The organism is Streptomyces sp. NBC_01788 (assembly GCF_035917575.1).
Taxonomy (GTDB): Bacteria; Actinomycetota; Actinomycetes; order Streptomycetales; family Streptomycetaceae; genus Streptomyces.
The window spans coordinates 8,007,932-8,028,555 of record NZ_CP109090.1 but is presented as its reverse complement, the minus strand read 5'-3'; the positions used below and the strand labels follow the sequence as shown (position 1 = coordinate 8,028,555).

Below are 20,624 nucleotides of genomic sequence, written 5' to 3'. Positions count from 1 at the left end.
TTGGAAGCGAATTCCGGGTCCGCTACCGGTCCAGTTGCGCCCGCAGCCACTCCTCCACCTCGCCGACGTGCGCGGCCGCGGCTGCCCGTGCGGCCTCCGGGTCCCGGGCGGTCAGTGCCCGGTGGATCGCGGCGTGTTCGCGGCGGGTCCGGGCGAAGGCCCCCTCCTCCTGGTAGCCGCGCCAGACGCGGGCGCGGAAGGTGCGCGAGGACAGGCCGTCCAGGATCGCGGCCATCGTCTCGTTGCCCGCGGCCACCGCGATCTCCTGGTGGAAGGCGAGGTCGTGGGCGAGGATCTCCTCCGGATCGTCGGTGGTGTTCATCGCCGTCAGGTGTTTCTCCACCTCGGCAAGCTGGTCCGGGGTGATCCGGGCCGCCGCCAGCGCGGTCGCCGTCGACTCCAGGATGCGGCGCACCTCGAGCAGCTCCACCAGGCGCGGGCCGCGGGAGAGGTCTGCGACCACGCCGAACGTCTCCAGCAGGTCACCGGCCTCCAGCCGAGTGACGTAGATGCCCGAGCCGTGCCGGGCGTCCAGCACGCCGAGCACGGTCAGCGCGCGGATCGCCTCACGCATCGAACTGCGGGAGATGCCCAGCTGCGCCGCGAGGTCCCGCTCGGTGGGCAGGCGTTGCCCTGGCTCCAGCAGTCCCTCGGCGATCATCGACTTGATCTGCTCGATGGCGCGCTGCGTCACCGTGCCTTTCTGCGGAGCGGCCGCGGTGCTCTCCGGTTCCGTCTCCCCCGCAGCGGTTTCGTCCACGCCACTCCTCCTGTCGCCGTGCGCCGCAGTTTAGTCATCGATATGGTCCGACCACTGTCGCTGACAGGTAGCAAATATCAGCTCCGGAGGGTGTTGTGGGCGCCAAGTGGTCTGATAAGTATGCGTCAACTGCTCGATTTCGCTCGATGAGGAGCCGACGAATGGCCGGCAACACAGCGCGGAACGGACGGCAAGACAGGCGGCGGCAGGACAGGCGATTCTCCTCGTGGGCGGTGCGCGCGACAGCCGCGGCCGCCTGCGGCACCCTGGCGCTCACGGCATGCGGCAGCACCAAGGACAGCGGCGCGACGGGCGCCAAAGGCGACGGCAACGGCAAGGTCGGGGTGATTTTGCCCCTGCTCACCTCGCCGTTCTGGCAGTCGTACAACGACTACGTGCCGAAGATGGCCACGTCCCGGAGTGTCGACGCACTGAAGACGGTCAACTCCAACAGCGACCCCTCGCAGCAGATCACCGACATCAACAACGAGCTCAACCAGGGCGTGAAGGGCCTCGTCGTCGCCCCGCTGGACAGCGCCGCCATCCAGGCCGGACTCGACCAGGCCGAGCGCAAGGGCGTCCCCGTGGTCGCCGTCGACGTGGCACCCGACAAGGGCAAGGTCGCCATGGTCGTGCGGGCGGACAACGTCGCCTACGGCGAGAAGGCCTGCCAGTACCTGGGCGCGCACATCGGCTCGGGCAAGGTCGTGCAGATCATGGGTGACCTGGCCTCGGTCAACGGCCGCGACCGCTCGGAGGCGTTCCGTTCCTGCGTGCGGAAGAACTTCCCCAAGTTGAAGATGCTGGAGATCCCCGCCAAGTGGGAGTCCGACACCGCCGCCTCCAAGCTCGACACGCTCCTGAACGCCAACCCCGACATCAAGGGCATCTACATGCAGGCGGGCGGCGTCTACCTCGCGCCCACCCTGCAGACCCTGAAGTCCAAGAAGATGCTGAAGACGGCGGGCACGGCCGGGCACATCGTTGTCGTCTCCAACGACGGCATTCCGCAGGAGTACGAGGCCATCCGCAAGGGTGAGATCGACGCCACCGTCTCGCAGCCCGCCGACGCCTACGCCAAGTACGGCATGTACTACATCAAGGCGGCGATGCAGGGCAGGACGTTCAAGCCGGGGCCCACCGACCACGGCTCCACGATCGTCACGCTGCCCAGCGGCATCCTGGAGGACCAGCTGCCCGCCCCACTGGTCACCAAGGACAACGTCGACGACCCCGAACTCTGGGGCAACACGGTCCGATGAGCGGCTCCGACACCACGCCGCTGGTTCAGGCGCGGGGCATCGTCAAGCGCTACGGACCCACCGTCGCCCTCGCCGACGGCCGGCTCACCGTCCTGCCCGGCGAGTCCCACGCCCTCGTCGGCCGCAACGGCGCCGGCAAGTCCACCCTCGTCGCCGTGCTCACTGGTCTCCAGGCCCCCGACGAGGGCGAGGTCCGCTTCGACGGGGAGTCCGCGCCCGCGCTCACCGACCGCGATGCCTGGCGCCGCAAGGTCGCCTGTGTGTACCAGAAGCCGACGGTCGTCCCCGAACTGACCGTCGCCGAGAACCTGTTCATCAACCGACAGCCCACCGGCCGCGCCCGCCTCATCAGCTGGCGCCGGCTGAGACAGCAGGCCGCCGACCTCCTCGACACCTGGGACGTGCGGGTCGACCCGGAGGCCCGTACCCGCGAACTCAAGGTCGAGGAACGGCAGATGGTCGAGATCGTTCGGGCGCTGAGCTTCGGCGCGCGGTTCATCGTCCTCGACGAGCCGACCGCCCAGCTCGACAACCGCGAGATCGAGCGACTGTTCACGCGGATGCGCGCCCTTCAGGACTCCGGCGTCACCTTCCTGTTCATCTCACACCATCTCCAGGAGGTGTACGAGGTCTGCCAGACCGTCACCGTGCTGCGCGACGCCCGATGGATCACGACGGCGCCGGTCGCCGACCTGTCGCGCGCGGCCCTGGTGGAGGCGATGGCGGGAGAGTCGGTCCCGGAGCACGAGCGCGGGCACGCACACGACGCGGACGCCGTCGGCACCCCCGTGGTGCTCGACGCGCGCGGGCTCACCTCCGAGGCCTACGCGCACGTGGACATCACCGTACGCGGTGGCGAGGTCGTCGGACTCGCCGGCTCCAGCGGCAGCGGCAAGATCGAGCTGGCCGAGACCTTCGCCGGACTGCACACCCCGACCGGCGGGACCGCCGAACTCGACGGCAGGAAGCTGCCGTTCGGCGATGTGCGTGCCGCGCTCAGGGCGGGTGTCGGCTGTGTGCCCCGCGACCGGCACGAACAGGGTCTGGTCGCCGGCATGACGGTCGGCGACAACGCCACCATGAGCGTGCTGGACCGGCTCGGCCGCTTCGGCTTCGTCTCCACCGACACCAGACGCGGTGTCGCCGGCGGGCTGATCGAGCGCCTCGGGATCCACACCGAGGGCCCCGACCAGCCGGTGGCGGACCTGTCCGGCGGCAACGCGCAGAAGGTCGTCATGGCCCGCGCACTGGCCTCCGACCCGCGCCTGCTGGTGCTCATCAACCCCACCGCGGGCGTCGACGTGAAGTCCAAGGAGTCCCTGCTGGCACGGATGGACAACGCCCGTGAGGACGGCACCGCCGTGCTCGTCGTGTCCGACGAACTCGACGACCTGCGCCGCTGCGACCGCGTCCTCGTCCTCTTCCACGGCCGCGTCGTCGCCGAGCACCCGGCGGGCTGGCGCGACCACGAGCTGATCGCCTCCATCGAAGGAGTGGACCATGGCTGACACCAGGGCGGCCGCGCCGCTCGCGCCGCCACGCGCCACCGCCGCGGGATCGGCCAGGACGGTCCTGCTGCGCCGGGCCCGCGAACTCGCCCTGTTGCCCGCGCTGTTGCTGCTGATGGTGCTCGGCACGGTCGTCAACGACTCGTTCCTCACCGAGCGCAACCTGATCTCGATCCTCGGCGCCTCCGCCGCCCTCGCCATGGTGGTGCTCGCCGAGTCGCTGGTGCTGATCACCGGCAAGTTCGACCTGTCCCTGGAGTCGGTCGTCGGCATCGCGCCGGCCGTGGGCGCCCTCCTCGTGCTCCCCTCGGACCAGTCCGCATGGGACGTGACGTTCCCGGCGCCGCTCGCCCTGCTCGCGATCCTGGTGGTGGGCGCGGTCGTCGGCCTCTTCAACGGTGTCCTCGTCGTCAGGTTCAAGCTCAACGCCTTCATCGTGACCCTGGCGATGCTGATCGTGCTGCGCGGTCTGCTGGTCGGTGTCACCAAGGGCAAGACGCTGTTCGGCATGCCCGACAGCTTCTACTCCCTGGCCACCACCACCTTCCTGGCCGTCCCTCTGTCGGTGTGGCTGGCCGCCGTCGCCTTCGCGGTCGCCGGGCTGTTGCTGAAGTACCACCGCGTCGGACGCGCCCTGTACGCCATCGGCGGCAACGCGGAGGCGGCCCGCGCGGCCGGCATCCGCGTCGAGCGGGTCATGCTCGGCGTGTTCGTCGTCGCCGGCGTCCTGGCCTCGGCCGGCGGGATCATGCAGACCGGCTACGTCGGCGCGATCAGCGCCAACCAGGGCCAGAACATGATCTTCACAGTGTTCGCGGCAGCGGTGATCGGCGGCATCAGCCTGGACGGCGGCAAGGGCACCATGTTCGGCGCCCTGACCGGGGTACTCCTGCTCGGCGTCGTGCAGAACCTGCTCACCCTCGCCCAGGTGCCGTCGTTCTGGATCCAGGCCATCTACGGCGGAATCATCCTGGTCGCGCTCATGATCGCCCGTGTGACGACGGGCCGCGCCCAGGACTGACCCGCGGGTTCCCCCGTCCCCGACCGAAAGGCCATCCGTGTCTGCGACGCCCGCCCGCATCATCGCGGTCGACACCCACGACATCCGCTTCCCCACCTCGCGCGAGCTCGACGGCTCCGACGCCATGAACCCGGACCCCGACTACTCGGCGGCCTATGTCGTGCTGCGCACGGACGAGGACGGCGGGGCGGAGGGACACGGCTTCACCTTCACCATCGGGCGGGGCAACGACGTCCAGGTCGCCGCGATCCACGCGCTGCGCCACCACGTGGTCGGACGCCTGGTCGACGACGTGTGCGGCGACCCCGGCTCGCTGTTCCGGGACCTGATCGGCGACAGTCAACTGCGCTGGCTGGGACCGGAGAAGGGCGTGATGCACATGGCGATCGGCGCGGTCGTCAACGCCGTGTGGGACCTCACCGCCAAGCGCGCGCGGCAGCCCCTGTGGCAGCTGCTCGCCGAGGCCGACCCCGAGTGGCTGGTGAGCCAGATCGACTTCCGCTACATCACCGACGCGCTCACCCCCGAGGAGGCGCTCCAGATCCTGCGCCGTGGCCGGGAGGGCGCGAAGGAGCGCACGACGCGCCTGCTCCAGCGTGGCTACCCCGCCTACACGACCTCGGCGGGCTGGCTCGGCTACGACGACGACAAGCTCAGCCGGCTCGCCGCCCAGGCCGTTGCCGACGGATTCACCCAGATCAAGCTGAAGGTCGGTGCGGACCTTGACGACGACGTGCGCCGCTGCCGGGTGGCCCGGACGGTCGTCGGGCCGGACGTCCGCATCGCCATCGACGCCAACCAGCGCTGGGGCGTGGCCGAGGCGATCCGCTGGACCCGGGCGCTCGCCGCGTTCGCCCCGTACTGGATCGAGGAGCCCACCAGTCCCGACGACATCCTCGCCCACGCGGCGGTCCGCAAGGCCGTGGCCCCGGTGAAGGTCGCCACCGGCGAGCACGTTCACAACCGCATCGTCTTCAAGCAGATGCTCCAGGCAGGCGCCCTCGACGTGCTCCAGATCGACGCGGCCCGCGTCGCCGGCGTCAACGAGAACCTCGCGATCCTGCTGCTGGCCGCCAAGTACGGAGTTCCCGTCTGCCCGCACGCGGGCGGGGTCGGCCTGTGCGAACTGGTGCAGCATCTGTCGATGTTCGACTACGTCGCGGTCTCCGGCACCACCGAGGATCGGGTGATCGAGTACGTCGACCACCTCCACGAGCACTTCCTGAACCCGGTGGTGATCCAGGACGGTCACTACACGGCCCCCACCGCTCCGGGCTTCTCGGCCGCCATGCGACCGGAGTCCATCGCGCGCTACACGTTCCCCGGCGGCACCTTCTGGGCCACCGACCCCGACCTGCAGAAGGGACATCCGGCATGAGCGACTTCCAGGGACTCAGGGCGCTGGTGACGGGAGGCGCCTCCGGTATCGGCAGGGCGAGTGCCGAACTCCTCGCCGAGCGGGGCGCGCAGGTCGCCGTCCTGGACCTGGACCCGTCGTCCGTGGCGAAGCCGCTGCTCGCCTTCCGGGCCGACGTCACCGACGACACCTCGGTGCGCGGGGCCGTCGAGCAGGCCGCCGAAGCCCTTGGGGGACTCGACGTCCTGGTGAACAACGCCGGCATCGGCGCCCAGGGCACCGTCGAGGACAACGACGACGAGGAGTGGCGCCGCGTCTTCGACGTCAACGTCCTCGGCATGGTCCGCACCGCCCGCGCCGCCCTGCCGCATCTGCGCGGCTCCTCGCACGCGGCGATCGTCAACGCCTGCTCCATCGCGGCCACCGCGGGACTGCCGCAGCGTGCCCTGTACAGCGCCACCAAGGGCGCCGTGTACTCGCTGACCCTGGCCATGGCCGCCGACCACGTCCGCGAGGGCATCCGCGTGAACTGCGTCAACCCCGGCACGGTGGACACACCGTGGGTCGGCCGCCTACTGGACGCCGCTCCCGACCCGGCCGCCGAGCGCGCCGCACTTCAGGCCCGCCAGCCCACCGGCCGGCTCGTCACCGCCGCCGAAGTCGCGGGCGCCATCGCTTATTTGGCCGGTCCCCTGTCCGGCGCCACGACCGGTACCGCACTCGCCGTCGACGGCGGCATGCAGGGCCTGCGGCTGCGCCCGGCGGGCCGGTGACGGCCCTGGGCCGCAGCGGCGTCGAGGCCGGCCCAGCCTTCTGATCGGTGCCGGCTCGGCTGCCGAAGTCCGCCACTACGCAGAGCAGTTCGCAATCCACGTCCCCTCCGCCTTCTGGGGGGAAGTACGCGAGACGAGGCTGCCGCCCACCGAGGAGACGTCATGAGAGTCGCCCTGCACACCAAGGTCCGGCCCGACCGGATCACCGACTACGAGGCCGCGCACCGGGAGGTCCCGGCCGAGCTGACCGCCGCCATCCGCGCCGCCGGGGCCACCTCCTGGACGATCTGGCGCAGCGGCACCGACCTCTTCCACCTATTGGAGTGCGAGGACTACCCCCGCTTCCTGGCCCAACTGGAGCGGCTGCCGGTCAACGTCGCCTGGCAGGCACGCATGACCGAGCTGCTCGACGTCGTGCACGACCACTCCCGCGGGGGCGCCGACGCGGGGCTGCCCGTCGTGTGGGAGCTGCCGTGACCGTGGACGCCCACCATCACGTCTGGGACCTGTCGATCCGCGACCAGGATTGGATCGTGGGACCCCGACTCCGGCCGCTCAGAAGGAACTTCACCGTGGAGGACCTGAAACCCCGTGCCGAGGCGGCCGGAGTGGCCCGCACGGTCCTCGTCCAGACGGTCACTCTGCCGGAGGAGACCCCCGAACTGCTCGCTCTGGCCGCCGGGCACGATCTGATCGCGGGTGTCGTCGGCTGGACCGACCTCACTCGCCCCGACGTCCCCGACGAACTCGCCCGCCTGCGAGCACTCCCAGGCGGCCGCTTCCTGAAGGGAATCCGCCACCAGGTGCAGGGCGAGCCCGACCCGGGATGGCTGCTGCGGGCCGACGTACGGCGGGGCCTGGCCGCCGTGGCCGACGCGGGCCTCGCCTACGACCTGGTCGTCCTGCCCCACCAGCTGGCGGCCTGCGCGGAGGCGGCCGCGATCCTCCCGGAACTCACCTTCGTCCTCGACCACCTGGGCAAGCCGCCCATCGTCTCCGGAGAGCTGGAGCCCTGGGCGAGCGCCGTACGTGCGCTCGCCGGCAGACCCAACACCGTCTGCAAGCTGTCGGGCATGGTCACGGAGGCCGACCTCACCGCCTGGATGCCGGCCGACCTGCGCCCCTATGCGGAGGTGGCGCTGGAGGCTTTCGGCCCGGACCGTCTGATGTACGGCTCGGACTGGCCCGTGTGCACCCTCGCGGCCCCATACGAGGAGGTCCTGACCACGGCCCGGGACCTGACCTCCGCGCTCACCGAGCACGAACGCACCGCGGTGTTCGAGGGGACGGCCGTGCGCGTCTACGGGCTGGCTCAGTCGAGCTCGTAGTCGGCGGGGTCCGGGACGGGAGGCCCCGATCAGCCTGGGCACCGGCTCGGGACCCACGGTTCGGCGACGTCCCGTGGAGTCTTCCGGCGCTGCGGCGGGAGGTTCGTCAGGTCTCCGGGGTGGCGGCCGCGATGGCCGGGCCCGTGTCACATCGGCTCGATGGGCTCAGGCCCCGCCCGCTTGACGGCCCAGTGCGTCGGCCAGAGCCGCAGCGGCGGGGGACAGTTTCCGTCCGTCAGGGACGGCCAGGGACAGACGCCATGTCACGGTCGGGACGAGGGGGAGCGCACGCAGTTCGGCGTAGGGGGTGGCCGCCGATCTGGGGACGAGCGTGGTGCCGAGCCGGTGGCGGACAAGCCCGGCGGCGGTGGCGTAGTCCGAGACCTCGTAGGGTGCGGCGGGTTCCACGCCGGCGTCTCGGAACACCTGGTCCACCTGGCGGCGGACGCCCCAGCCGGTGACGAAGTGCACGAACGTCTCATCCGCGAGGTCGGTGATCCGGATCTGCCTGCGGCGGGCCAGGGCATGATCCGGGCGGCACAGGAAGACCATCGGTTCTTCGACGAGTGGTCGTAGCGAGACCATCGCGGGCTTGCCGCTCAGGGAGACCAGGGCCAGGTCGAGGGAGCCCTCGGCAATCGCCGCGACATGCCCGGCCGATCCCGCGGGGCTCTGCCGCAGCCGCACCGACACCAGCGGATATGCCGCGTGGAACCGGCCGAGCGCGGCGGGGACGTCAACCGGGCCGGATGACATGAGCGTTCCCAGATCGACGGTGCCGCTGAGCCGCCCGTGGAAGCCGGTCACCGCATCCTTCGCCCGCTGGGCGGCGTGCAGGGTGGACCTGGCCTCGGCCAGGAAGGCCCGTCCGGCGGGCGTGAGCTCGATGCGCAGCTTCGACCGGTCGAAGAGCGGCGTACCGAGTTCGCGTTCCAGCTTGCCGACAGCGGTGGAAACCGCTGACTGGACGACGTTCTGCCGTCGCGCTCCCCGGGAGAAGTTCATCTCCTCGGCGACCGCGACGAAGTACTCCAACTGCCGGAGCTCCATACCGCGCATTATCTCCGATGGAGATAGAGCTGATCAAAATCTGTCGTTGGACGCGATGAGGGGTCTGCGTGATGCTCGGTGGTGTGGGGGCTGTCATACGGCGGGCGGATGACCCGTCCCAGCTCAGAAAGGTGCCGTCATGCGTGCTCTGCGTTTCGACCGCTTCGGCGATCCCCACGTCCTGGGCCTGGCCGAGGTGCCCGACCCCGTGGCGGGTGACGGCGAGGCCGTCGTAGCCGTCAAGGCTGCCTCGGTGAACCCGTCGGACCTGAAGAACGTCGCAGGTCAGATGGAGGGAACGACTCTTCCTCGTATCCCCGGGCGCGACTTCGCCGGCGTTGTCGTCGACGGGCCGCACGATTGGGTCGGCGTCGAGGTCTGGGGCACCGGAGGCGATGTCGGGTTCACCCGCGACGGCTCACATGCGCAGATGCTCACTGTTCCGGCGGCGGCGCTGGCCCGCAAGCCCGAGCGGCTGAGCTTCGAGGAGGCTTCGGCCGTGGGGGTCAACTTCGTCACCGGCTGGCTCGGCGCCGTCGAGGCCGCCCAACTGGCCAAGGACGAGATCATCGCCGTCTTCGGCGTCTCCGGCGGAGTCGGCGGCGCCGTCGCCCAGATCGCCCACGCCCTTGGAGCCCGGGTGATCGGCGTGGACCGGGTCCACCCCGCGGACGGTACCCCTGCCGCATCGATCATCAAGGAGTTCGTCGCGCTCGACGGCAGTGCGCGGGACACCGCCTCGGAGATCAAGCGGCTCACCGCGGGCAGGGGTGCCGATGTGGTGTACGACGCCGTCGGTGGCGTCACCACGCCGGCGGCACTGGCCTCGCTGGCCCGCCGAGGCCGACTCGTGGTGATCAGCGCCGTGGGCACGCGAACCGTGGAGATCGATCTGGTCGAGCTGTACCGCGACGAGATCCGGGTCTTCGGGTGCAACAGCGGGCACTACGACGTCGTCGAGTCGGGCGCGAGGCTCCAACGACTCGCCCCGTTCTTCGACTCCGGAGAGTTCCGTCCCCTGCCCATCGCCAACCGCTACGGCCTGGAGAACGGCCAGGACGCCTACCTCGCGGTGGAGAACCGGATACGAGGCCGCGTCGTCATCTGCCCCTGACCCCCAGCTCCCGCACACCTCAGGCAGGGCTCACCATCATGGACCAGACCGCCGGACCATACGGCCCCCCGGACAGCCCCGGCCCGGCCGGTCCGGTCACTTGGCGGACGCTGACCCGAGGCAGCGCCCTGGAATGCCTGCTGGCCACCGCGCTGCTCTTCGGCGTCACCACGATCGTGCGCTGGGTCGCCGGGCCCTCACCCGTCTCGGCGGCGATCCCAAGAGCCCATGAGGAACTGCTGGTCATCGGTGCGTGTGTGGGCGTGCTACTGGCCGGGCTCATCCTCAGCCCGGCGGGGAAGGCCTCGGGCGGACACATCAACCCCGCCATCTCCATCGCCATGTGGCGCTTCGGCCTCTTCCCGGGCGCCGCGGTCGCGCCCTACATCGCGGCCCAGCTCGTCGGCTCCCTTCTCGGCACATTCGCGGGCCTCGCCACGTGGGGCCCCGTCGTGGGCAGGCCGCCGATAGACGACACGTCACTCCAACCCGGTCTCGGCTGGTCCGCCGGGGCGCTGTTCGCGGCGGAGACCGTCTCGATGAGCATCATCGTGATTCTCGTCGGGCTCTTTGTAGCGGTGCCCAAGCTGGCGCCGCTGGTCCCATGGCTCGTCGGACTCCTGATCGGAACGGCGATCGCACTGCTGGGGACGACGACGGGCGGTTCGGTCAACCCCGCCCGCCAGTTCGGACCGGCCGTCGCCGCAGACCGACTGGACTACCTCTGGGTCTACCTGCTGGCCCCGATGGTGGGCGCCCTCCTGGCAGCTTCGCTCCGCAATGCCCTCCTTCACCGGCGGGCGGGAAGGACGCGTGGGCGCACCGCTGAATCAGGGTGATGGCTCTTGTCAGCCGCGACCGGGCCGCCGCTCGGTGCGTCACACCTCGGCGAGGCAGATTCCACGCAGCATGCCGAGTTCGTTGCTGCTTCCCCAGCGAAGCGACACTCCTGCCTCCGGGGCGATCACGACGGCGTCGGCGCAGGCGCCGCCCTGGAGGCGATGCGCAACGAGCGGCTGGTGCCGGCCCACGCGGTGCACTCCGCACCCGGTGGGCACCGGGAAGGGCGACGGTGTGGCCGCATCGCCGTACGGATGGGTGTGCGCACCAGGTGCGGGCGGTGGGAGCCGGATGGCGGGGAACTGGGTCTGCTGGGCGCAGTCGCTTCCGTCTCGTCGCTGGCCGCTGCTCAGCTGGGCTGTACGACGGTGGTGATCTTCCCGGTCCCGAGGTCGTACGCGTAGCCGCCGATCTTGATGTGGCCGATGGCCGGCGCGAGCTCGGGTGCCGCGCGCAGCTTGGCGACGTCCTTCTGGACCGTCTTTGACGGCTCCAGGACGGCCATCTCCAAGGAGGTCTGTTCGTCCCAGCCGCCGCGGGCGGCGTAGCCGGCGCGCAGATCGTCGTCGGCGAACAACCCAGAACCGCAGTCGGTGTGGTGAATGACGGCGATCTCGAACCAGTCCGCGTCCGGGGTCTTGTTCTCGTGCAGGTGCACGATCCAGGCGAGGTCCTTGATGACCGCCGGCGTCACGCGGCCACCGACATTACGTGCGACGATCGCTTCTCCGAGCCGGACGCCGAACACAGCCGCGGGCTCGACACGCGGATCGACGCAGATGATCAGGTACAGCTGTTTGAAGGGGATGAACGGGACCTGGGGGACGTCGGCCTGGGCACCGGCGGCCGCGAAGGCCTGGTTGCGCTCCAGGTACGGTGCGAAGTTCGACATGGCTGATCCCTTCAGGAGCGGTGGCAGCCTGAGGCTGTGAGACCGACATTGCATGCGTGCCGTCGATCTCCGCGATGCGCGAGCCGGCCCGCTCGGCCACGCACCGCACCGCACAGCAAGCCGTCCTTAGCGCCACCATCGCCCACGAGCGGAACATGCGCCAGACGGGCTCGCCCGGCAAGGGGGAGCCGAGCACCGCCACGGCGGCTGTGAACGGCGGCCCAGTCCTGGCATTGGGGGGTTTTCCCCTGCTCGGCCGGCAGTCAGAAGACCTTCGCGGACGAAGCCAAGGTGCCGCAGAGAGTCACCTCGATTCGTCTCGACAACAGGAACGGAGATGTGAAGGTGGATGCTTCGGCCGAAGCCTCCACGGTCTCCGTGCACCGCAAGGTCAACTACCGTGGTGACAAGCCGAGTGGCACCTCCTTCCGCGTCAGGGACGGCGTCCTGGTGCTGTCCGGCTGCGGCAGGAAGTGCGGCGTCGACTACGTCGTCAAAGTGCCTGCCGGTCTTCCGGTGACGGGAGGCACGTCCAACGGCGGCCTCACACTGATCGATGTCGGCGCGGTCGATGTGCACACAAGCAACGGTGAGATCGCGGTGACCAATGCGACGGGCCCTGTGAAGCTGCGCACGTCCAACGGTGGCATCGACGTCAAAAACGTCGAGGGCGGCGGCATCGACACGCAGACATCGAACGGCGAGGTGACGATCGAGACGGCCACCCCGCAGGACATCAAGGCTCGCACCACCAGCGGCAGCCTCACGGTCACCACACAGCCTGCCCAGTACCAGATCTCTGCGAACAGCTCCAACGGCGACAAGAACGTGGCGTTCGAGAACGACCCGTCCGGCAAGTACCGCCTGGATCTGTCGGCGAGCAACGGTGACTTGACTGTGAAGTCGGCAGCGTAGTCAGTGACCGGACAGGTCCAGCCGGCCACTTCGAGCCGGACCCGCGAGTCAACCGCTGAAGAAGTCCCCCGAGGTGGCGCAGCCCCTCGGCCGTGAGATCGACTCCAGGGGCTTCACCCACCCGAAGCGGAATGTTCCGCGAACTGGCCATCGACGCCCGGAAGATCGTGAAGAGGATAGCGCGTCGCGCGGAGAAGACCCACGCGACGCGCTGAGACAAGGTGCCTTCCGGGGCGCTGGTGAGCGCTAGTTCACGGTGAGGACGGCCGTGTTGTTCGTCGGGTTCGGGTCGTGGCGGAACTCGCCGAACGGGGGATGGATACTGACCTCACCTGTCGCTGAGGGCACCACCGTGTCGATCCGGAGCTTGAAGGCGAAGGATTGCTCCGTGTTCTCCAGCACCCAGTACGGCAGCCGGCAGTCGTAGCGCGGGGCGCCCGTACGGCCCTGGTAGTAGGCGTCGCCGGACAGGGTTCGCGGAATGCAATTCTCCGGCACGCCCGTGACCGTGGTGCCGGGCGGAACGATCAGCCGGAGCACGGCGACCGGATCCCCGGAGACCAGGTTGCCCAGCCAGCCGGGCCCGTTGTTCTTGAAGGTGAGCGACGCGGTGACCGTCTCACCCGCGGCGCCCGTGACCGCCGCGCCGGTCACCGAGAAGTCGGCGGTGCTGTCGGCACCGATCTGCAGCGCCACGTAGTCGTCGTAGCCCCCCAGGTCGGTCGCGCCGACCGGCTGCGCCCAGATGTCCACCCGCTCCTGGAGCGCGTGCCGGGTGAGCGCGACCCGCAGCGGCTCCGGCAGCTCGAAGGAGGCTCCCGGGGCCAGATCCTGATCGAAGGTGCAGTCCGCGAACGACATCGGGGCATAACCGTCCCCGCTCGACGTCGTATAGACACAGGCGTCGTACCGGTTGACGTATCGCACCCCGTACGAGGCCATCACCTTGATGGTGAAGCCATGCGCGGTCTCGTTGCCGTAGTTGGTGACCGTGAACGGGAGCGTCTGCGTGCCGCCCGGCAGGACGTGCTCGATGTCGCCGCCGGCCGTGATTCCGAGGTCGGGTCCCGACGCGACCGTGACCGTGGTGCTGTCCTGGGCGTTGAGCGTACCTGCCAGACCGCCGGGGGCCGTCGCCTTGAAGGTTATACGGCCCCGCGCCCCGACGGCCGCCCCGTCAGCCGCGCGGACCTTCAGATGCACCTCGCCGCCGGTGTTTCCGGTCACCGGCACCTCGGACACCTCGCACACCGCGGTAGCGCCACTCGGTGTGCAGTTGTCCGGCCAGGTGATCTCGGCGATCCCGGCGAGACCGGAAGCGTCCACCGTGAGCCGGCCATCGGTCATCACGACATGGTCGTTGTCGTGGTTGAGCCTGACATCGAGCGTGCGGGTCAACGGTGTCCCGCCGTCGATACCGAGCGGCAGGTTCGGCTCGTACGGGGCAGTGATCCAGAGTTGGTCGGGCTCCGGCTCGGTCCCCGCGAACGCAGGAGCAGTGGTGAGCCCCACGGCGACGAGTCCGGCAGCGAGCGTCGTGCAGGCTCCGAGCCGCAGTAAGCGGCGCACGGAGTCAGCTCTCATGACATCTCCAGGTGAGAGACGGTCAGGTCACGCAGCCGACGTGGGCGCCGATCAGCGGCCACGCCAGGCCACAACTCCCATGACGATCAAGAGGGGTTGACGGTTGCACAACAACACCGACCAGTGGGCACCCACGTCCATCAACCCGCCGAAACCAAGGGCCGGCTGTGCTGTCGGGTTGGCGCTCCGCCACACCTGCAACCAATAGAATGGTGCCCCCACTGAGACGCTCCGTAGGGCCATCCCTTCCCTGTCGCATGGGCCCCGCGCTCGAAGGGAACGCCCCGACTCCCCAGAGAGAGACGTCTCCTTATGCTGATCGCAACCGCCGCCGTGGGCATCACGGTCTTCTGCCTCACGCTCTGGTGCTCGCTCGCTGTGGCCCGGATGCGGGACCTTCCCACGTGGCGCAGATACCTCCCCCTGTCCCTCTTCCTGATCGCGCTCGGCGCGAGCCTCCTGCGCGCCTTCGGCATCACCCAGACCGCCGGCGCCCTCGCCTTCCCCCTCACCCTCGCGGCCATCGTCCTGTCGCTGAACGAGATCCGCAGCCGACGGAGCAGAAACCGAGCCGGCCTTCCCGCTGGCTGAACCTGCGCACACGAGCGCGAAGACAGCCGCCTCGGCTTGCCTCTGCCGGGGATCAGGCGTGTGCTTCGTGTTCTTCCAGCTCGCGGAGTCCGCCGCACTGCCGCACATCGTCCCGCGGCACCAACTGCCCACCGCAGTCGCCCAGAACCAGGCCCGCGAACTCGGCTCGGGCCTGGCCGGGCGCCCGTTGGGCGGCGCGCTGTTCGCCGCCGGTCACCTGCTGCCGTTCGTGGCGGACCTGCTGAGCTGGTAACCGCACTCGGGGCGTGGTCAGGGCAGGGCGGTGTGCCAGGGAGCGTCGGATCTGGTGGCGTGTGCGTCGGCGCTGATGCGGAGCGCGTACACCGTGTGCTCGGCCTGCTCGGTGCCGCTGGGGAGGGGGCCGAGGTAGGTGTGGCCGGTCATGTGGCACCAGGCAGGCAGGTCGAGGGGGGCCGCGGGGTCCGTGGCGACGACGTGGACGAGGGTCCCGGGGGCGGCGTCGCCGAAGGCGGCACGCAGCTTCAGCAGCAGCGTGACACACAGCAGCCCGGCGCCGTCGACGGTGAGGTCCGCTTCACTGCGGAGTTCGGCCGGGAGTGGTTCGGCCGAGGGCTCGGTGGTGGTCATCGGCTGCTCGCGGTGGTGGATACGGCGCGGGTGAGGGCGTCGGCCGCAGCGGTGATGTCGTCGGCGGTGCTCCAGCGGCCGAGGGTGAGCCGGAGTGCGGCCAGCGCCCGTTCGGGGCCGTAGCCCATGGCGGTCAGGACGGGTGAGGGGGTGTGGGTGCCGCTGTGGCAGGCAGAGCCGGTGGAGGCGGCGATCGTGGGAGTCGCGGCGAGGACATCGTGTCCGCGGGTGCCGTCGATGCTGATGTTCAGCGTGTTCGGTAGCCGCCGGGCGGCCGGGCCGTTGAGGCGGAGCCGACCGGGCAGAGCGGCGGTGAGGCGGGCGTGAAGCTCGTCGCGCAGGGACTGGATGCGGGCCGGGGCACCGCCTGAGAGGTCTTCGGCGGCGAGTTGAGCGGCGGTGCCGAGGGCGACGGCGAGGGCGGTGTTCTCGGTGCCGGCGCGCAGGCCCGCTTCCTGGCTGCCGCCGTAGACGACGGGCTCCAGTTCGATGCCGTCGCGGATGTAGAGCGCGGCGGCCCCCTTGGGCGCGTACATCTTGTGGCCGACGAGAGTGAGCAGGTCGGCGTCGAGATCGCGCACGTCGAGGGGGATCTTCCCGGCGGCCTGGGCGGCGTCGCAGTGGAAGAGAGCGCCGGCCCGGTGGGTGATCTCGGCCAGTTCACGGACGGGTTGGAGGGCGCCGGTCTCGTTGTTGGCGGCCATGACGGAGACCAGCACGGTGTCCTCATCGAGGGCGTCGGCGAGCGCGGCGGGGTCGAGCAGGCCCCCGTGGTCGACGGGCAGCACGGTGACGCGCGCGCCATGCAAGCGCGCGAGGGCCTGGCAGGTGGCCAGGACGGCGGGGTGCTCGGTGGCCTGGGTGATCACGTGGGGGCGGGGGTGGCGGGATGCGAGGGTGGCGCCGCGCAGGGCGAGCAGGTCGGCCTCGGAACCGGAGGCGGTGAAGACGATCTCACCGGGCCGAGCGCCGATGAGGCCGGCGACCTGGGCACGCGCCGCCGCGAGGGCGCGGCGGGGCTCGACGGCGTAGGGGTGGGTGCTGGAGGGGTTGCCGAAGTGGGTGGTCAGGTAGGGGACCATGGCGTCGGCGACGCGGGGGTCCACGGGGGTGGTGGCGTTGTAGTCGAGGTAGACGGGGCCGCTGGTAAGGCCTGGATGCGGCGGCGGGCTCTGGTGGGTCACGCCAGGACTCCGGCGTCGACGGGCATCTCGGCCAGGCGCCATTCGAGCATGCCGTCGTTGAGACGGATGGCGCGACGGCCGTAGTCGCTCAGTAGCCGGACGGCATCATAGGCCAGGGCACAGTATTCGCCGCGGCAGTAGACCACGACGTCGGCGTCTTCGGGGAGTTCGCCGATGCGACCGGCGAGTTCCTCGACGGGGATGCAGACGGCGCCGGGGATGTGGCCGGCCTCGTACTCCTCCAGGGGGCGCACGTCCAGCAGGACCAGCTGTCCGGCGTCCGCACGGGCGGCCAGCTCCTGGCGGGTGACCTCCGGTTCGGCGCCGTCGCCGAGGTAGGCGTCGCGGGCGGCGGGGACGGCGGCCTGGTGGGTTTCGGCGACCTTGCGCAGCAGCGCGAGCAGTTGGGCGACGTCGTCTCCGGCGAGCCGGTAGTGGATGCGTACGCCCTCGCGACGGGTGGCGACGAACCCGGCCTGCTTGAGGGTCTGCAGGTGGGCGGAGGCGGTGGTCAGGTTCAGGCCCGCTGCCTTGGAAAGCGCGTCGACCGTGCGCTCGCCCTGGGCGAGCAGGTCGAGCAGTTCCAGTCGCTTGCCGCTGGCCAGAGCCTTCCCGCTGGCTGCGAACGCCTCGTACAGCTGCGCCTTCGACTCCTTGGACGCCATGATCCCTTCCCTTTTCTCCATGGTTCTATGGAATATTCTACCGGGTACCCGAGGACAACCGAGCGTGACTGGACTCGACCACGCCGTCGCGGCCCTTGTTACAGAGCCGAGCGCTGCGGACTTTGCGGAGCGACCCCTTTAAACCCTGCACACGAAGGTCGGTGCGCGGGGGCGTGTGGGGTTCGCGCCGTCGGAGGTGATGGTGGAGCGCTCCAGACCGACCAGACCGCCGACACAGACGTTGACGATCACCAGCAGCATGAACTGCAGATCCTCGGAGCGGTGTCGCCGCCCCGACGTCGAGGGGGCGGTTCTGCCATCCCGGCCGTCATCGCGGGCCTCCTGGTCGCTCCGGCCGGTCTGCTCGGGATCGTCCTCGGCTACGGCGCCGTCGCCATTGCCACCGTGACCCTCGGGCTCTGCGCGCAGTACCGCATCGGCGGACGCCACTGGCCCGGGCCGCGGGAAGCATCAACGAGACACCCCGCCTCCACAAGAACCAGACAGAGGGTGAGCACCTCATGAGCACCGTCGAGGACAGCAACAAGGCCATCGTCCGCGAAGCGTTCGACGCGCTGTTCAACAAGCGGGACTACGTCGCCGCCGAGCGGTTCTGGTCCCCCGGGTACATCCAGCACAGCGCCCACATCGCACCCGGCCGTGAGGGACTCTTCGACCTCGTGCGGAGCTTCCCGGCGGAGCTGCGGCACGAATGCGAACTGATCATGGCCGAGGGGGACATGGTCATGGTGCGTGGCCGGTTCTCCGGGCACGGCCAGCCCGCTCCGTGGATCGCCGTCGACTTCCTCCGCCTCGAGAACGGTGTCCTGGCCGAGCACTGGGACGTGATCGAGGCGGAAGCCACCCGCGAGCAGTCCCTGAGCGGCCTGCCGATGTACGGCGACGAGTTTCCCGAGGAACGCCGAGCATGACCGCTTACCGAGCCGCGCAAGCACCGGTACGGCGGGAGGGCCCGCAGGCACAGGTGATCCGGAGGCCGGCAGGCAGACGCGCGGGCGACCGGCGGATTGCGAGGCCAGTCCCCCGTCTACCTGGAGGCCGCCACCACGGTCGCGGCCGCCGTCCGGGAGAGTGACGGCCTCGATCTGCTGGTGAGCATGTCGCAGATGACGGTGTCGCAGATGAGCCTCATTAGCGCCGCCGAATCCTGGCAGCAGCGACTGCACTGGCTACCGAGCACGTCCTCGACTGGTCGGGGGCGCCGGTCGTGCACGTGCGGCCCACGGTGTTCATGGAGAATCCGCTCTTCGCCCGGGTCGCCGCCGCCTCCATCCTGCGGGACGGCACGATCCGCCTCCCGTTCGGCTCCGCCCGGACCTCTCCGGTCGCCGCGGCCGACGTGGCCGAGGTGATCGCACACCTCCTGCTCGACCCGGCCCCGCCCTCCCGCCGGGTCTACGAACTGACCGGTTCACACTCCCGCGGCATGGCAGCCATCGCCGCCGAAGTCTCCACTTCCCTGGGCCGTACCGTGACCTACGTCGACGTGCCGTACGAGGAGTGGCTGGAGGACGACCTGAAGAAGCAGGACCTGCCGCCCCACGTCTTCGATCACCTCGCCACCATGGCCCGGCTGCACCGCGAAAACCGCTACGACCGCTCCACGAGCGACATCACCGACCTCCTCGGACGCCCCCCGCGGGGGTTCGACAGCGGATGCCGGTCCAGCACCTCACGGTGCCGAGAGTGAGTCCGGTGCGGATGCTTTCGCTCGCTGCTGGGTCCCGGCCTCCGGAGCCTCGCGCCGGCGACGGCCGCTCCCGGGGCGCCGAGGCTCAACCAGCCTCGCTGGTCGCTCAGTTGTCCTGGATTCGTCCCGGGTCCTGGCTGTCGCGCTGGGCCTTGCGTTGGAGATCGGCCACACGTTGCAGAGCCGTCTTCAAGGCGGCGTACTCCTGCTTGCCCAGTGCCTTGGCGTGACGTTCCTCGATCGTGCGCATGATGGCGGCGGCGGCCTCCATCTGGAGCAGGCCGCGTTCGGTGGGGCAGATCAGTTTGGCGCGGCGGTCCGCAGGGTCGGGCCTGCGTTCGACGTAGCCCAGGCGTTCGAGGTCGTCGATGAGGGAGCCGATGACCTGCTTGTGCTGTCCGGAGGCGCGGGCGAGTTCGCTGGCGCGGATGCCGTCGGCTCGCAGGTAGGCGAGGACGGCGCCGGCGCGGGGCCGGATGTCGTCGAAGCCCTGCTCGGCGAGCTCGGTGAACAGCTCACGTTGAACGGAGAAGAGGATCCGGGCGGCGAGCACGCCGAGGTCCGGTTCCGTGGCCTGGTGCCCGTTCAACGCCGCTCCCGTCCTGGCGGCTGTCCGCCGCTCGTGCTGTGTGACCAGCGGTTCTACTCACCCGCCTAGTGGGCCCGCGACCCAGCCCCGGGGCCCTACCCGACCAGTGCTTGCGCCTCGGAGGGCCGAGGTATAGCGTCAAGTAGTCACCAACTTTGACTATCTAGTTTAGTGACCAAAAAGGCTGTGGCTCAACCCTCGAGGAGCGGAAGATGAGCGAGCGCAGCAAGTTCCTGGAGCCGGTCACCCGGGAGAACACCGCCGTGGTGCTGGTCGACCACCAAGTGGGCCTTCTGTCCGGCGTCCGGGACATCCCCGTCGAGGAACTGAAGCACAACGTGGTGGCGCTGGCACGGGCGGCGACCGTGCTGGGCATCCCGCTGGTCGTCACCACCACCGCGGCCGACAGCATGTGGGGACCGACCACCCCCGAACTGGTCCAGGCGCTGCCTGCCGGACAGAAGATCATCGACCGCAGCACGGTCAACGCCTGGCACGACGACCGGGTTCACGAGGCCATCGAGGCCACCGGCCGACGAAAGCTGATCTTCGCCGGGGTGTCACTCGAGGTGTGCGCGGCACTGCCCGCGATCTCCGCGACGGCAGCCGGGTACGACGCCTACGTCGCCGTGGACGCCTCCGGCACCTTCAGCCGGACCAAGCGGGAGGCCGGACTGCTGCGCATGCAGCAGGCGGGCGTCATCGTGAGCGACTACGCCACCCTCATGGTCGAGTCCCTGGCCGACAACGCCTCCCCCGAGGCCGGCCCCTGCTACGCCGCACTCGACATGCCCTTCGCCGTCCTGGTCGGCCAGATCTCCGCCGCCCACCAGGCCTAGCCCGAGGCGTCGGAGATCCTGAGGTTCCCCGG

25 protein-coding genes are annotated in these 20,624 nt (G+C 70.0%); 15 read left to right on the top strand and 10 right to left on the bottom strand.

Going from position 1 to position 20,624, the window contains the following annotated elements; translation table 11 throughout:
• Positions 1 to 22 precede the first annotated feature (22 nt).
• Positions 23 to 760 (bottom strand): FadR/GntR family transcriptional regulator, encoded by a 738-nt coding sequence (locus tag OIE49_RS35765; protein WP_326805938.1) that lies wholly within the window; start codon positions 758 to 760, stop codon positions 23 to 25.
• Positions 761 to 921: 161 nt separating this feature from the next.
• On the opposite strand from OIE49_RS35765, the gene OIE49_RS35760 reads away from it, so the two are divergent.
• The 7 genes from OIE49_RS35760 (at position 922) to OIE49_RS35730 (ending at position 8,009) form a co-directional block, all read left to right on the top strand.
• A complete protein-coding gene (locus OIE49_RS35760; protein ID WP_326805937.1) occupies positions 922 to 2,022 on the top strand; it encodes a sugar ABC transporter substrate-binding protein in 1,101 nt (366 codons plus the stop codon).
• Positions 2,019 to 3,530: a sugar ABC transporter ATP-binding protein gene (locus tag OIE49_RS35755; RefSeq protein ID WP_326805936.1), complete on the top strand. Its 1,512-nt coding sequence runs from the start codon at positions 2,019 to 2,021 to the stop codon at positions 3,528 to 3,530. Before OIE49_RS35760 ends, OIE49_RS35755 begins: the two co-directional genes overlap by 4 nt.
• Complete coding sequence (locus OIE49_RS35750) at positions 3,523 to 4,551, top strand: ABC transporter permease (RefSeq protein WP_326805935.1); 1,029 nt, start codon at positions 3,523 to 3,525, stop codon at positions 4,549 to 4,551. Before OIE49_RS35755 ends, OIE49_RS35750 begins: the two co-directional genes overlap by 8 nt.
• A 37-nt stretch (positions 4,552 to 4,588) precedes the next feature.
• Positions 4,589 to 5,929, top strand: a complete 1,341-nt coding sequence (locus OIE49_RS35745) for an L-fuconate dehydratase (protein ID WP_326805934.1) — start codon at positions 4,589 to 4,591, stop codon at positions 5,927 to 5,929.
• Entirely contained in the window at positions 5,926 to 6,681 is a 756-nt protein-coding gene (locus OIE49_RS35740; protein WP_326805933.1) for an SDR family NAD(P)-dependent oxidoreductase, read from the top strand. The genes OIE49_RS35745 and OIE49_RS35740 overlap by 4 nt, the downstream gene beginning before the upstream one ends.
• A 162-nt stretch (positions 6,682 to 6,843) precedes the next feature.
• Complete coding sequence (locus OIE49_RS35735) at positions 6,844 to 7,158, top strand: L-rhamnose mutarotase (RefSeq protein WP_326805932.1); 315 nt, start codon at positions 6,844 to 6,846, stop codon at positions 7,156 to 7,158.
• Entirely contained in the window at positions 7,155 to 8,009 is an 855-nt protein-coding gene (locus OIE49_RS35730; RefSeq protein WP_326805931.1) for an amidohydrolase family protein, read from the top strand. The genes OIE49_RS35735 and OIE49_RS35730 overlap by 4 nt, the downstream gene beginning before the upstream one ends.
• Before the next feature lie 165 nt (positions 8,010 to 8,174).
• Here OIE49_RS35730 and OIE49_RS35725 read toward each other — a convergent pair whose 3' ends face one another.
• On the bottom strand, positions 8,175 to 9,059 hold the full coding sequence (locus OIE49_RS35725) for a LysR family transcriptional regulator (RefSeq protein ID WP_326805930.1): 885 nt from the start codon (positions 9,057 to 9,059) through the stop codon (positions 8,175 to 8,177).
• Between the two features lie 139 nt (positions 9,060 to 9,198).
• On the opposite strand from OIE49_RS35725, the gene OIE49_RS35720 reads away from it, so the two are divergent.
• Together OIE49_RS35720 and OIE49_RS35715 are read left to right on the top strand one after the other, a co-directional pair.
• Positions 9,199 to 10,173 (top strand): quinone oxidoreductase family protein, encoded by a 975-nt coding sequence (locus OIE49_RS35720; RefSeq protein ID WP_326805929.1) that lies wholly within the window; start codon positions 9,199 to 9,201, stop codon positions 10,171 to 10,173.
• A gap of 38 nt (positions 10,174 to 10,211) precedes the next feature.
• Positions 10,212 to 11,012, top strand: coding sequence for an MIP/aquaporin family protein (locus OIE49_RS35715; RefSeq protein WP_326805928.1), 801 nt, complete (start codon positions 10,212 to 10,214; stop codon positions 11,010 to 11,012).
• A gap of 39 nt (positions 11,013 to 11,051) precedes the next feature.
• On the opposite strand, the gene OIE49_RS35710 is transcribed toward OIE49_RS35715, so the two are convergent.
• Together OIE49_RS35710 and OIE49_RS35705 are read right to left on the bottom strand one after the other, a co-directional pair.
• Positions 11,052 to 11,204, bottom strand: a complete 153-nt coding sequence (locus OIE49_RS35710) for a hypothetical protein (RefSeq protein ID WP_326805927.1) — start codon at positions 11,202 to 11,204, stop codon at positions 11,052 to 11,054.
• A 158-nt stretch (positions 11,205 to 11,362) separates the two neighbouring features.
• Complete coding sequence (locus OIE49_RS35705; protein ID WP_326805926.1) at positions 11,363 to 11,905, bottom strand: carbonic anhydrase; 543 nt, start codon at positions 11,903 to 11,905, stop codon at positions 11,363 to 11,365.
• Positions 11,906 to 12,196: 291 nt separating this feature from the next.
• Here OIE49_RS35705 and OIE49_RS35700 point away from each other — a divergent pair, with 291 nt between their 5' ends.
• On the top strand, positions 12,197 to 12,820 hold the full coding sequence (locus OIE49_RS35700; RefSeq protein WP_326805925.1) for a DUF4097 family beta strand repeat-containing protein: 624 nt from the start codon (positions 12,197 to 12,199) through the stop codon (positions 12,818 to 12,820).
• 246 nt (positions 12,821 to 13,066) lie between these two features.
• On the opposite strand, the gene OIE49_RS35695 is transcribed toward OIE49_RS35700, so the two are convergent.
• On the bottom strand, positions 13,067 to 14,404 hold the full coding sequence (locus OIE49_RS35695) for a hypothetical protein (RefSeq protein WP_326805924.1): 1,338 nt from the start codon (positions 14,402 to 14,404) through the stop codon (positions 13,067 to 13,069).
• Between the two features lie 312 nt (positions 14,405 to 14,716).
• Between OIE49_RS35695 and OIE49_RS35690 the strand changes: the two genes are divergently transcribed.
• Positions 14,717 to 14,995, top strand: a complete 279-nt coding sequence (locus OIE49_RS35690) for a hypothetical protein (RefSeq protein ID WP_326805923.1) — start codon at positions 14,717 to 14,719, stop codon at positions 14,993 to 14,995.
• Positions 14,996 to 15,053: 58 nt separating this feature from the next.
• A complete protein-coding gene (locus OIE49_RS35685) occupies positions 15,054 to 15,248 on the top strand; it encodes a hypothetical protein (RefSeq protein WP_326805922.1) in 195 nt (64 codons plus the stop codon).
• 17 nt (positions 15,249 to 15,265) lie between these two features.
• On the opposite strand, the gene OIE49_RS35680 is transcribed toward OIE49_RS35685, so the two are convergent.
• The 4 genes from OIE49_RS35680 to OIE49_RS35665 form a co-directional block, all read right to left on the bottom strand.
• Complete coding sequence (locus OIE49_RS35680; protein ID WP_326805921.1) at positions 15,266 to 15,604, bottom strand: sulfurtransferase TusA family protein; 339 nt, start codon at positions 15,602 to 15,604, stop codon at positions 15,266 to 15,268.
• Entirely contained in the window at positions 15,601 to 16,788 is a 1,188-nt protein-coding gene (locus OIE49_RS35675; protein WP_326805920.1) for a cysteine desulfurase family protein, read from the bottom strand. Before OIE49_RS35675 ends, OIE49_RS35680 begins: the two co-directional genes overlap by 4 nt.
• The gene (locus OIE49_RS35670) at positions 16,785 to 17,474 is read right to left on the bottom strand and encodes an ArsR/SmtB family transcription factor (protein ID WP_326805919.1); all 690 of its coding nucleotides are present in this window, start codon (positions 17,472 to 17,474) and stop codon (positions 16,785 to 16,787) included. Before OIE49_RS35670 ends, OIE49_RS35675 begins: the two co-directional genes overlap by 4 nt.
• Before the next feature lie 117 nt (positions 17,475 to 17,591).
• Positions 17,592 to 17,903: a hypothetical protein gene (locus OIE49_RS35665; protein ID WP_326805918.1), complete on the bottom strand. Its 312-nt coding sequence runs from the start codon at positions 17,901 to 17,903 to the stop codon at positions 17,592 to 17,594.
• 71 nt (positions 17,904 to 17,974) lie between these two features.
• Here OIE49_RS35665 and OIE49_RS35660 point away from each other — a divergent pair, with 71 nt between their 5' ends.
• Both OIE49_RS35660 and OIE49_RS35655 read left to right on the top strand, forming a co-directional pair.
• Entirely contained in the window at positions 17,975 to 18,385 is a 411-nt protein-coding gene (locus OIE49_RS35660; RefSeq protein WP_326805917.1) for a nuclear transport factor 2 family protein, read from the top strand.
• 320 nt (positions 18,386 to 18,705) lie between these two features.
• Positions 18,706 to 19,164, top strand: a complete 459-nt coding sequence (locus OIE49_RS35655) for a hypothetical protein (RefSeq protein WP_326805916.1) — start codon at positions 18,706 to 18,708, stop codon at positions 19,162 to 19,164.
• 106 nt (positions 19,165 to 19,270) lie between these two features.
• Here OIE49_RS35655 and OIE49_RS35650 read toward each other — a convergent pair whose 3' ends face one another.
• Positions 19,271 to 19,753, bottom strand: coding sequence for a MarR family winged helix-turn-helix transcriptional regulator (locus OIE49_RS35650; RefSeq protein WP_326805915.1), 483 nt, complete (start codon positions 19,751 to 19,753; stop codon positions 19,271 to 19,273).
• 212 nt (positions 19,754 to 19,965) lie between these two features.
• Between OIE49_RS35650 and OIE49_RS35645 the strand changes: the two genes are divergently transcribed.
• A complete protein-coding gene (locus tag OIE49_RS35645) occupies positions 19,966 to 20,592 on the top strand; it encodes an isochorismatase family protein (protein WP_326805914.1) in 627 nt (208 codons plus the stop codon).
• Positions 20,593 to 20,624: the final 32 nt, after the last annotated feature.

Coding starts and splice junctions, on each gene's coding strand:
- OIE49_RS35760 (WP_326805937.1), top strand. CDS start 922: ATGGCCGGCAACACAGCGCGGAACGGACGGCAAGACAGGCGGCGGCAG.
- OIE49_RS35755 (WP_326805936.1), top strand. CDS start 2,019: ATGAGCGGCTCCGACACCACGCCGCTGGTTCAGGCGCGGGGCATCGTC.
- OIE49_RS35750 (WP_326805935.1), top strand. CDS start 3,523: ATGGCTGACACCAGGGCGGCCGCGCCGCTCGCGCCGCCACGCGCCACC.
- OIE49_RS35740 (WP_326805933.1), top strand. CDS start 5,926: ATGAGCGACTTCCAGGGACTCAGGGCGCTGGTGACGGGAGGCGCCTCC.
- OIE49_RS35735 (WP_326805932.1), top strand. CDS start 6,844: ATGAGAGTCGCCCTGCACACCAAGGTCCGGCCCGACCGGATCACCGAC.
- OIE49_RS35725 (WP_326805930.1), bottom strand. CDS start 9,059: ATGGAGCTCCGGCAGTTGGAGTACTTCGTCGCGGTCGCCGAGGAGATG.
- OIE49_RS35720 (WP_326805929.1), top strand. CDS start 9,199: ATGCGTGCTCTGCGTTTCGACCGCTTCGGCGATCCCCACGTCCTGGGC.
- OIE49_RS35715 (WP_326805928.1), top strand. CDS start 10,212: ATGGACCAGACCGCCGGACCATACGGCCCCCCGGACAGCCCCGGCCCG.
- OIE49_RS35705 (WP_326805926.1), bottom strand. CDS start 11,905: ATGTCGAACTTCGCACCGTACCTGGAGCGCAACCAGGCCTTCGCGGCC.
- OIE49_RS35695 (WP_326805924.1), bottom strand. CDS start 14,404: ATGAGAGCTGACTCCGTGCGCCGCTTACTGCGGCTCGGAGCCTGCACG.
- OIE49_RS35690 (WP_326805923.1), top strand. CDS start 14,717: ATGCTGATCGCAACCGCCGCCGTGGGCATCACGGTCTTCTGCCTCACG.
- OIE49_RS35680 (WP_326805921.1), bottom strand. CDS start 15,604: ATGACCACCACCGAGCCCTCGGCCGAACCACTCCCGGCCGAACTCCGC.
- OIE49_RS35670 (WP_326805919.1), bottom strand. CDS start 17,474: ATGGAGAAAAGGGAAGGGATCATGGCGTCCAAGGAGTCGAAGGCGCAG.
- OIE49_RS35660 (WP_326805917.1), top strand. CDS start 17,975: ATGAGCACCGTCGAGGACAGCAACAAGGCCATCGTCCGCGAAGCGTTC.
- OIE49_RS35655 (WP_326805916.1), top strand. CDS start 18,706: ATGGAGAATCCGCTCTTCGCCCGGGTCGCCGCCGCCTCCATCCTGCGG.
- OIE49_RS35645 (WP_326805914.1), top strand. CDS start 19,966: ATGAGCGAGCGCAGCAAGTTCCTGGAGCCGGTCACCCGGGAGAACACC.